Below are 10,571 nucleotides of genomic sequence, written 5' to 3' on the forward strand. Positions count from 1 at the left end.
TGCCCGCGGCCCCCCGCCGCGCCATCCTTCGCGCCATGAAGAAGGCCGACGCCGCGGCGCGCGTCCGCGAGCTGCGCGAGCGGATCCGCGCCGCGGACCACGCCTACTACGTCCTCGACCAGCCCGTCCTCGCCGACGCCGAGTACGACCGGCTCATGCACGAGCTGCAGGCGTTCGAGGCCGAGCACCCGGAGCTCGTCACCGCGGACTCGCCCACGCAGCGGGTCTCCGGCGCGCCCTCGGAGCGCTTCGAGCGGGTGGTGCACCGCGAGCCCATGCTCTCGCTCGGCAACGTGCAGAGCGACGACGAGCTGCACGAGTTCGACGCGCGCGTGCGCCGGCTGCTGGGGCTGCCCGAGGGAGAGGCGGTCGGCTACGTGGTCGAGCCCAAGCTCGACGGGCTCGCGGTGGAGCTGGTGTACCGCGACGGCGCGTTCGCGGGCGGCTCCACCCGCGGCGACGGCGTCAACGGCGAGGACGTCACCGCGAACCTGCGGGTGGTGGGCGGGCTGGGCGCGAACCGCGGCGTGCCGCACGCGCTGGAGGGGAGGCCGCCGCCGCGCGTCGAGGTCCGCGGCGAGGTGCTGCTGTTCAAGGAGCACTTCGAGGCGATGAACCGGCAGCTGGTCCGCGCCGGCGAGGAGCCGTTCGCGAACCCGCGCAACGCCGCCGCCGGGACGCTGCGCCAGCTCGACTGGCGCGTCACCGCCCGCCGCCCGCTCTCCTTCGTCGCGTACGAGGCGCTGGTGCCGGGCGGCGACCCCTGGCGCACGCACTGGGACAAGCTGGAGGACCTCGCCGGCTGGGGCTTCGAGACCAACGCGGAGAACCGCCGCTGCCGCGGCATCGGCGAGGTGCTCGCCTACCGCGACCGCATGGCCGAGCGCCGCTTCGAGCTGCCCTACGACACCGACGGCATCGTGGTGAAGGTGGACGACCTCGACTGGCGGCGCCGGCTGGGCGCGGCCTCGAAGTTCCCGCGCTGGGCCGTCGCGTTCAAGTACCCGCCGCAGGAGGAGGCCACGAGGATCCGCCGGATCTGGGCGTCGGTGGGCCGCACCGGCGTGCTCACGCCCGTGGTGGACTTCGACCCGGTCCGCCTCTCCGGCGCGATGGTCGCGCGCGCCACGCTGCACAACGAGGACGAGATGCGCCGCAAGGACATCCTCGAGGGCGACTGGGTCCTGGTGCGGCGCGCCGGCGAGGTGATCCCCGAGGTGGTGAAGCCGCTCCCGGAGCGCCGGACCGGCGCGGAGCGGCCGTTCCGGTTCCCGGCCGAGTGCCCGGTGTGCGGCGCCCGGGTGGTGCGCGAGGAGGGCGAGAAGGTCTACCGCTGCACCGGCGCCGCCTGCCCGGCGCAGCTCGTGGGCCGGCTCTGCCACTTCGCGCAGCGCCGCGCCCTCGACGTCGAGGGGCTGGGCGAGAAGCTCGCCGCGGGCCTGGTGGAGCGCGGGCAGGTGAAGGACTTCGCCGACCTCTACGCGGTGCCGTTCGAGGTCTGGCAGCAGCTGTTCAGCCGCCCGCGCAAGGAGCAGGACGCGACGGCGGCGCGCGAGCTGCCCGAGAAGAGCGCGCAGAACATGGTCGCGGCGCTGGAGCGCTCGCGGAGCACCACGCTGCGGCGGTTCCTGTTCGCGCTCGGCATCCCGCAGGTCGGCGAGGCGACCGCGGCCACGCTGGCGCGCCACTTCGGCGACCTCGCGCGCTTCATGGACGCGGACGAGGAGGCGCTGCTCGCGGTCCGCGACGTGGGCCCGGAGACGGCCTCGGAGATCCGCGCCTGGACGCAGGAGCCGCAGAACCGGCGGGTGGTCGAGCGGCTCCTCGCCGCCGGGGTGAGGCCCGAGGCCGAGGTGGTGGAGGCGCGCGGCCCGTTCGCCGGCAAGACGGTCGTGCTCACCGGCGGGCTCTCGGCGATGTCGCGCGACGACGCCAAGGCCGAGATCGAGCGGCGCGGCGGCAAGGTGTCGGGCAGCGTCTCGCGGAAGACCGACCTGGTCGTGGCGGGCGAGGAGGCCGGCTCCAAGCTGGAGAAGGCGAGATCGCTGGGCGTGCGGGTCGTCGGCGAGGAGGAGTTCGTGCGCCTGCTGAAGGAGTGAGCGATGGCCGATCGGGTCCGCGCGCGCATCGTGGTGTCCGGCCGCGTCCAGGGCGTGGCCTTCCGCCAGTCCACGGCGGACGAGGGGCGTCGCCTGGGGGTGAAGGGCTGGGTCCGCAACCTGCCCGACGGCCGGGTGGAGGCGGAGGTCGAGGGCGAGCGCGCCGCGGTGGGCGCGCTCGTCCGGTGGTGCCACGCGGGCCCGCCCGCCGCGCGGGTGGACGGGGTCGAGGTGGAGTGGGCGGACGCCGCCGGCGACCTGGGCGCGTTCGAGATCCGCTTCTGAGCCGGGCGCGCCCTGGGCGGGCTCCGCCCGCGGAGGGGGGCGTGCTGCGGGCTCGACCCGCGCCGCGCGCCGTGCTATTCAGCCCGGCTCCGCCGGAATCTCCCGCAGATCCGGCGCCTTCCACCCCGACCGGCGGGCGACACGCGGTTCGAACCCGCGGCCCGAAGGGACATGAAGACCGACCTCGCGCTCTCCTCGTCCGCGCTCGACGAGCTCGTCCTCCAGGCGCAGAAGCCCTCCCGCTACGTCGGCGCCGAGTTCGGCGCGGTGGTGAAGGACCTCTCCGCCGCCCGCGTCCGCTTCGCCCTGGCGTTCCCCGACACCTACGAGGTCGGGATGTCCAACCTGGGCTTCCGGCTGCTGTACCACCTGCTCAACGACCGGCCGGAGATCGCCTGCGAGCGCGTCTTCCTGCCGTGGCCGGACATGGAGGGCATGCTCCGCGCGCGCGGCCTCCCGCTGTTCACGCTCGAGTCGCGGGCGGCGGTGCGCGGGTTCGACGTGCTCGGCATCACGCTCCAGTTCGAGCTCGCCTACACGAGCGCGCTCGCCATGCTGGACCTCGCCGGCATCCCGCTGCTCGCGCGCGAGCGCGGCGACGAGGACCCGCTGGTGCTGGGCGGCGGCCCGTGCGCGTTCAACCCGGAGCCGGTGGCGGACTTCTTCGACGCGTTCGCGGTGGGCGAGGGCGAGGAGGTCGCGCTGGAGATCGCCGACGCGGTCGCGGAGAGCGGCTTCCGCCGCGGCGGCGCGACGCGCCCGGAGCTGCTCCGGCGCCTGGCGCGCATCCCGGGCGTCTACGTGCCCTCGCTGTTCGCGCCGCGCTACGACCCGGTCTCGCGCACGCTCGCCGCCATCGAGCCGCTCCTGCCCGGCTACGAGAAGGTCGAGCGTCGGGTGATGCCGGACCTGAACGCGCTCCCGACCAGCGCGTACACCCGCCCGCTCGTCCCGTTCATGCAGACGGTGCACGACCGCCTCCCCATCGAGCTGCAGCGCGGCTGCACCCGCGGCTGCCGCTTCTGCCAGGTCGGCATGATCACGCGCCCGACCCGGCAGCGCGATCCGAAGCAGGTGCTGGCGCTCGCCGAGACCGGCCTGCGCGCCTCCGGCTACGAGGAGGTGGGGCTGCTCTCGCTGTCCTCGGGCGACTACGGCGCGCTGAACGGGCTGCTCGACGACTTCCTGGCGCGCTGGGAGGGCGAGCGGATCGCCATGAGCCTGCCCTCGCTCCGCACCGAGACGATGAACGAGGCGCTCGCGCAGAAGATCGCCCGCATCCGCAAGACCGGCTTCACGCTCGCGCCGGAGGCCGCCACCGAGCGCATGCGCGCGGTGATCAACAAGGGCAACCGCGAGGAGGACCTCCTCCGGGCGGCCGAGTCGATCTTCGGGAACGGCTGGTCGCTCCTGAAGCTCTACTTCATGATCGGGCTCCCCGAGGAGCGCGACGAGGACGTGGTGGCCATCGCCGAGCTGGCGAAGCGCTGCCTCGCCGCCGCGCGCCGCGTGCTGCCCAAGGGCGAGGGCTCGCCGTCCATCCACCTCGGCGCGTCCACCTTCGTGCCGAAGCCGTTCACGCCGTTCCAGTGGGAGCCGATGATCCCGCCCGAGGAGACGCGGCGCCGGCAGGCGCTCGTCACCGCGGCGCTGGGCGGCCGGAACGGCGCGATCCAGTTCAAGCCGCACGACTCGCGGCAGTCGTCGATCGAGGGCGCGCTCGCGCTCGGGGATCGCCGCGTCGGCACCGCGGTGCTCGCCGCCTACCGCCGCGGCCAGCGCCTCGACGGCTGGAGCGAGTGGTTCGACGAGCGGAACTGGCTCGAGGCGTTCGCGGAGTGTGAGCGCGAGCACGGCGTCGGGCTGGACTGGTTCGCGCACCGCCGCCGGCGCCTCGACGAGGTGCTGCCCTGGGAGCGCATCGACTGCGGCGTCACCAAGGCCTACCTCCAGAAGCAGCTCGCGGCGGCCCGCAACCTCGCCGAGGTGGCCGACTGCGTGCTCGAGCCGTGCACCGTGTGCGGCGCCTGCGACTACGACGTCGTGAAGAACCGCACCTACGAGGCGAAGGACTACGTCCCGGAGCCCCCGCGTCCGCCGCGCCCGGCCGATCCGCCGGTCCGGACGTTGGTGCGCGTCCGCTACGCGAAGCTCGGGCGGCTCGTGGCGCTCTCGCACCTCGAGACCATGCACGCCCTGCTCCGGGCCGTCCGGCGCGCCGGGCTGCCGGTGGCGTACTCGCAGGGCTACCACCCGAAGCCGCGCGTCTCGTTCGGTCCGGCGCTGCCGGTCGGCCTGGAGAGCCTGTGCGAGCACCTGGATCTCGATCTCCTCGGCGCGGTTGACCCGCAGGAGGTCCTGGCGCGGCTCGCCCCCGAGCTCCCGGAAGGGCTGAAGGTGCAGGAGGCCCACGTCCTCGACGCGCACGCCCCGTCGATCTCCGAGGCGCAGCGGGCCGTCCATTACCGCGCCGAGTTTCCTCGGGAAACCTGGGACGAGGCGACCCTCGAGGCGCGGGTCGCCGCGTTCCGCGACGCAGATCAGTCGGTCGTGACCCGCGCGGCGCCGCCCAGGCCCCGCGGAAAGGGCCGGGGCCAGAAGGTCGCAGCACGGAAGCAAAGAGAGATAGACTTGAAGGACATCGTGACCCACCTCGCGGTCGAGGGCCCGGGGACGGTCGCGTTCAGCTTGCGGGCGGATCCGTCCGGGAGCGCCAAGCCAGCCGAGGTGCTGGGGGCGATCTTCGGAGAAGACGGCACGCCGCCCCGGGGAGTGAAGGTTTTGAAGGAGGGCGTGAGCTTCGCGAGGAGCGGGCATGGACGGCCGGAGCCGAGCCAGCCCCGCGCGCCTCGCTACCTCGACGCCTGAACGTACGACGCGCCCCGCCGGTGCCGCGCACGAAACGCGGCCGCCGGGCGCGAGGAGACGCGAAGCTTTGAGCGCCAGCTCGACAGCAGATCCGACCCTCCCGGCTCCACCGGGACGGCCGCGATCGTGGCCCGCCGCTAGGGGCCTCGCTCTCCCCGCGCCTGAACGGGGCGAGAGAGGACCATCATGGCGGGCAACAGCATCCTCGTGATCAACGCGGCAGGCGCCGAGACGCGCGTCGCGCTGGTCGAGAACGGGACGATCCACGAGTACTACCTCGAGCGGAAGCGCGAGAAGGGGATCGTCGGGAACATCTACAAGGGCAGGGTGGTCCGCGTGCTCCCCGGCATGCAGGCCGCCTTCGTGGACATCGGCCTGGAGAAGGCGGCGTTCCTGTACGTCGGCGACGTGTACGGGGATCCGGACTTCTCCGAGGAGTTCGAGCTCACCGAGGGCGAGCACCGCGCCGAGGTGACCGACGTGCCGAGCGAGCAGGAGGCCGAGGAGGCCGAGCTGCGCGCGCGGACGGCGCCGGCCGAGCCCGCACCCGCGCCCGCGGCGGCCGAGGCTTCACCAAGCGTGGAGGTCGCTCCGGCGGCCGCGCCCGCCGAGGCGGCGCAGGGCGAGGCCGCGCCGGCCGAGGCGGCTCCGGTCGAGCCCGCCCCCGCCGACGCGGCGCCGGTGGAGGCGGCGCAGGCCGAGCCCGCCGCCGAGGAGCCGCCGCCCGCGCCGCTCACGCCCATCGCGCTCACGCAGGAGATCGGCATGGCGCCGGTGCCGGCGATCCCGGGCCTCCGGTGCCGCCGCTCGCCGACGCGCCCGCGGCCGAGCCCGCCGCCGCCGCGCCTGCGGAGGCGGTGACCCCGGCCGCCGAGCCGGCCGAGCCCCCCGCTCCGGCCGCCGAGGCCGCGCCGGCGGAGACCGCGCCGGCGGAGACCGCGCCGGCGGAGACCGCGCCGGCGGAGACCGCGCCGGCGACCGAGGCCGCCCTGGCCGCCCCGGCCCAGCCCGAGAAGGACCGCATCCAGGCGCCCGCGCGCGACGCCGCGCGCGAGGCCCGCGGCGACCGCGAGCGCGATCGCGGCGACCGCCGCCGCGACGAGCGCGGCCGGCGCGACGGGCGCGAGGGCCGCGAAGGGCGGGAGGGCCGCGAGGGCCGCGAGGGCCGCGACCGCAACGGCCGGAACGGCCGCGAGGAGAAGCGCACCAAGGAGGCGAAGAACATCCAGGACCTCCTGAAGGAGGGCCAGGAGGTCATCGTCCAGGTCGCGAAGGATCCGATCGGCACCAAGGGCGCCCGCATCACCAGCCACATCTCGCTGCCCGGCCGGCACCTCGTGTTCATGCCGACGGTGGACCACATCGGCATCTCGCGGCGGATCGAGAAGGACGGCGAGCGCCGCCGGCTCCGCGAGATCGTGGACCGCATGCGCCCCGAGGGCACCGGCTTCATCGTGCGGACGGTGGCGGAGAACGTCGAGGCGGCCAAGCTCGAGGCGGACATCCGCTTCCTCATCCAGGTGTGGAACGAGATCATCCGCACCAAGGACAAGGTCTCGGCGCCCGCGCTGCTGCACGGCGACCTCGACCTCATCCTGCGCGCCACGCGCGACCTGTTCACCGCGGAGGTGGGCAAGCTCGTCATCGACGACCGCGACGAGTACGAGCGGATCCTGCGCTTCGTGCACGATCAGGCGCCGCACCTCGAGTCGCAGATCGAGTCCTACCAGGGCGAGGAGCCGATCTTCGACGCCTACGGGATCGAGCAGGAGCTGAAGCGCGCGGCGCAGCGCAAGGTGTGGCTCAAGTCCGGCGGCTACATCATCATGGACCAGGCCGAGGCGCTCACGGCCATCGACGTCAACTCGGGCCGCTACGTCGGCAAGAAGAACCTCGAGGAGACGATCACCAAGATCAACGTCGAGGCCGCCAAGGAGATCGTCTACCAGCTGCGCCTGCGCAACATCGGCGGCATCATCATCATCGACTTCATCGACATGGACAAACCCCAGAACCGCGACAAGGTCTTCAAGGCCTTGCAGGACGCGCTGGGGCGGGACAAGGCCAAGACCAACGTCCTGAAGATCTCCGAGCTCGGCCTCGTCGAGATGACGCGCAAGCGCGTGCGCGAGTCGGTGACGCGGGTGATGAACGAGCCGTGCCCGTACTGCGACGGCCGCGGGCACGTGAAGTCCAAGATCACCATCGCCTACGAGATCTTCCGCGAGATCCGGCGCGAGGCGCCGCACTTCCCCGAGCCGGTGCTGGTCGTGAACTCCCACCCGGAGGTCGCGCGCATCCTGCAGGGCGCGGAGCGCGAGGAGCTCCGCTACCTGATGGATCGCTTCAACAAGACCATCCAGGTGAAGCCGCAGTCCGGCTACCACCAGGAGCAGTTCGACATCTACGGCCGGCAGGAACGCGCCGAGCAGGGCGGCGGCGCGGGCGGCGGCGGTGGAGGTGGCGGTGGAGGTGGCGGCGGCTCCGGCGGCGGTGGCGGTGGCGGCGGCCGGGATCGGGATCGCGGCCGCGGCCGCGACCGGCGCGGCGGGCGCGGCGAGCGGAACGAGCGCGGCGAGCGGAACGAGCGCGGCGAGCGGAACGACCGCAACGAGCGCGGCGAGCGCAACGATCGTGGCGAGCGCAACGACCGCGGCGAGCGGAGCGACCGCGGCGACCGCGGCGACCGTGGCGAGCGGGGCGAGCGCGGGCAGCGCGAGGAGCGCGGCGAGCGCGGCGGCGAGCCGCGCACGGCGCCCGAGGCACCGGCGCAGGGCGGCGAGAAGGCCTGAGGCGGGCCGTGCCGGCGCGCCTCGACCAGGGCTCGGGGGTGGCGAGGGTGGAGCGCGAGCTCCGCTTCGCCAGCACCGCGCTCCGGCTGGCGCTGCGCGTGGTGGAGGGCGAGACCGTGCGCCTGCGCGCGATGGCCCTCACCTACATCTCGCTGTTCGCGCTGGTGCCGGCGCTGGTGGTGGCGTTCTCGGTGGTGCAGGCGTTCACCGGGATGGACGCCATCTCCAGCCGCGTCCACGACTTTCTCATCCAGAACCTGGCGGTGGGCGCCCGCTCGTCCATCGAGCCGTACCTGGATCGCTTCATCCGGAACGCGCACGCCACCAGCGCGGGCGTGGTGGGCGGCGCGCTGCTGGTCTGGTCGGCGGTGACGCTGTTCACCAACGTCGATCACGCGGTGAACGACGTCTGGGGGATCCGGCGCCGCCGCAGCGTCACGCAGCAGGCGGTCACCTACTGGGTGGGCCTCACGCTCGGCCCCATCCTGCTCGCGGCGTCCACCACGCTCGGCGCGTACACGCAGACGCTGCTCGCCAACACCGGCGTGCGCGCGCTGGTGGTGCTGAGCGGCACGCTGCTCAACTGCGCGTTCTTCGCCACGCTCTACCAGATCGTCCCGAACACGCGCGTGAAGCTCCGCGCGGCCGTGGTGGGCGGCGTCGCGGCGGGCGTGGCCTGGGACGTCGCGAAGTGGGGCTACGCGTTCGTGGTCGCCCGCATCTTCAAGTACCACGCGATCTACGGCTCGGTGGCGGCGGTCCCGATCTTCCTGTTCTGGCTGTTCGTCTCCTGGACCATCGTGCTGTTCGGGGCCCGGCTCGCGTACGTGGTGCAGTACGCGCGGACGCTCATGTCGCCCGCCCCGCGCGCCGACTCGGCCATCGCGCGCGAGATCCTGGCCGGCCGGACCCTGCTGCTGGTCGCGCAGGCGTTCGACCGCGGCGACGACGCGCCGGACCCCGGCGACGTGGCCGCGCGGCTCGGAGCGACCCCCGAGGAGGCGAGCGAGGCCCTGGGCGCGCTCCGCCTGAGGGGCATCGTGGTGTCGCTGGCCGACGGCGGGCTCGTGCCCGCCCGGCCGCTGGAGAAGATCACGCTCCTCGACGTCCGTCGGGCGGTGTCCGGGCGGGAAGCGCGGCCGGACGAGCGCGGCATCCTGTCGGAAATACTGACGGATCTGGAAGCGAAGGCCGCCGGGCAGCTCGACGCGGTCACGTTCCGGGAGCTGTGCGACCGGGAGCGCGCCCGCGAGGCCGGCCATCGTGCCCCGGGAACGGGTGCCTCTGAAGGGGTGGATCCGACCGCCGCAGGCGACGCGCGCGCGTGAGCGGAAGCGGATCCCCAGGTCGGGGTCCCGCCCACCCAGACGCGCATGCCCGTGGAACCCTTGCTGATTTCGGAGCCTTCGGCTAGGCTCTCCCCATCCCGAGCGGCTTTCCAAGGGTGGGGGCCGTCAGCGAGCCGGAGTCCCGATGCTGAAGTCGGATCTCATCAACATCCTCGTCGTGAAGCGCGGTGTGACCCAGAAGCAGGCCGAGGCCACCATCGAGACGATCTTCGACTCGATGAAGGACGCGCTCTGCAAGGGAGAGAACATCGAGATCCGCGGGCTTGGCGCGTTCCACGTCAAGCACTACGACGGCTACCAGGGGCGCAACCCCAAGACCGGAGAGGTGATTCCGGTGAAGCCGAAGCGCGGGATCCTGTTCCGCACCGGCAAGGAGCTGCGCGACCGCGTGAACCGGCCGGAGCTGGGTGGCGCGAAGCCATCCCAGCCGGAAGGCGAGGGCCAGGGCACGCCCCCGGTCGCCGCCGGCGCGTAACCGCGCGGCTTTGCTCGATGGTGGCGGGGTCGGGCCGCGAGGCCGCGACCCCGCGCTGCGTTCCAGGGTTCAGGCTGCCAGCGCGACGCGCCCGAGCGGCCGGACCGTGAGCTCGGGCGGGAGCTCGTCGTAGGCGAGCACCGCCACGGCCGGCAGGCGGGGCGCGAGCAGGGTCCGGAGCGCCCGGCGGACGTCGGCGCTGGTCAGCACCACCGGCGGCGCCGCCTGCGCCTCCGCCTCGGCGCCGATGCGCTCCACCAGCTCCGCCGCCACGCGCGGATCGATCGCGAGCGCGTCGCCCGCGAGCCCCTCGCGGAGCATCTGCTCCGCGGCCGGATCCAGCAGCAGCGCGGCGAGCGGGCCCTCGCCCGCGTGGGCGTGCGCGAGGTGGCGGCGGAGCGCGCGCCGGGCGGCCTCGGCCAGCGCCGCCGGCCCGCGCCCCGCGCCGCCCGCCTCGAGCAGCGCCTCCAGGATCGTGCGCAGCGGCCGGATCGAGACGCCCTCCTCCACGAGGCGCCGCAGCACCTCCGCGAGCAGCGCGGGCGGGAGCTGCCGGCTCGCCTCGCGGACCAGCGCCGGCGCGCCGGGCTCGAGCCCGTCGAGCAGCGCCTGCACCTCCTGCACGCCGACGAGCTGCGACGCGTTGCGGATCAGCGCCGCCGCGGCGGCCGCGAGCGCGCGATCCAGCGGGCCACGCACCGCG

General features: G+C 74.1%; 8 protein-coding genes. 7 read left to right on the top strand and 1 reads right to left on the bottom strand.

Annotated elements, in window-relative coordinates; genetic code table 11:
* Nucleotides 1-35: 35 nt before the first annotated feature.
* The 7 genes from ligA (at nucleotide 36) to PSR1_RS07100 (ending at nucleotide 9,868) form a co-directional block, all read left to right on the top strand.
* Nucleotides 36-2,099, top strand: coding sequence for an NAD-dependent DNA ligase LigA (gene ligA, locus PSR1_RS07075; RefSeq protein ID WP_059436916.1), 2,064 nt, complete (start codon nucleotides 36-38; stop codon nucleotides 2,097-2,099).
* A 3-nt stretch (nucleotides 2,100-2,102) separates the two neighbouring features.
* On the top strand, nucleotides 2,103-2,384 hold the full coding sequence (locus PSR1_RS07080; protein WP_059436917.1) for an acylphosphatase: 282 nt from the start codon (nucleotides 2,103-2,105) through the stop codon (nucleotides 2,382-2,384).
* A 171-nt stretch (nucleotides 2,385-2,555) separates the two neighbouring features.
* Nucleotides 2,556-5,252, top strand: coding sequence for a TIGR03960 family B12-binding radical SAM protein (locus PSR1_RS07085; RefSeq protein WP_059436918.1), 2,697 nt, complete (start codon nucleotides 2,556-2,558; stop codon nucleotides 5,250-5,252).
* Nucleotides 5,253-5,438: 186 nt separating this feature from the next.
* On the top strand, nucleotides 5,439-6,113 hold the full coding sequence (locus tag PSR1_RS24990; protein ID WP_370539087.1) for a hypothetical protein: 675 nt from the start codon (nucleotides 5,439-5,441) through the stop codon (nucleotides 6,111-6,113).
* On the top strand, nucleotides 6,050-8,044 hold the full coding sequence (locus PSR1_RS07090; RefSeq protein WP_370539088.1) for an Rne/Rng family ribonuclease: 1,995 nt from the start codon (nucleotides 6,050-6,052) through the stop codon (nucleotides 8,042-8,044). Before PSR1_RS24990 ends, PSR1_RS07090 begins: the two co-directional genes overlap by 64 nt.
* Nucleotides 8,045-8,052: 8 nt before the next feature.
* Nucleotides 8,053-9,372 carry a YhjD/YihY/BrkB family envelope integrity protein gene (locus PSR1_RS07095; RefSeq protein ID WP_059436919.1) on the top strand — a complete coding sequence of 440 codons (1,320 nt, stop codon included), beginning with the start codon at nucleotides 8,053-8,055 and terminating at the stop codon, nucleotides 9,370-9,372.
* Nucleotides 9,373-9,517: 145 nt separating this feature from the next.
* The gene (locus PSR1_RS07100; RefSeq protein ID WP_059436920.1) at nucleotides 9,518-9,868 is read left to right on the top strand and encodes an HU family DNA-binding protein; all 351 of its coding nucleotides are present in this window, start codon (nucleotides 9,518-9,520) and stop codon (nucleotides 9,866-9,868) included.
* 69 nt (nucleotides 9,869-9,937) lie between these two features.
* On the opposite strand, the gene PSR1_RS07105 is transcribed toward PSR1_RS07100, so the two are convergent.
* Nucleotides 9,938-10,571, bottom strand: a 634-nt coding sequence (locus tag PSR1_RS07105) for an FHIPEP family type III secretion protein (RefSeq protein ID WP_193388342.1), incomplete at its 5' end; no start/stop codon positions are given.

It is taken from the genome of Anaeromyxobacter sp. PSR-1, from assembly GCF_000964525.1.
Lineage (GTDB): Bacteria > Myxococcota > Myxococcia > Myxococcales > Anaeromyxobacteraceae > Anaeromyxobacter.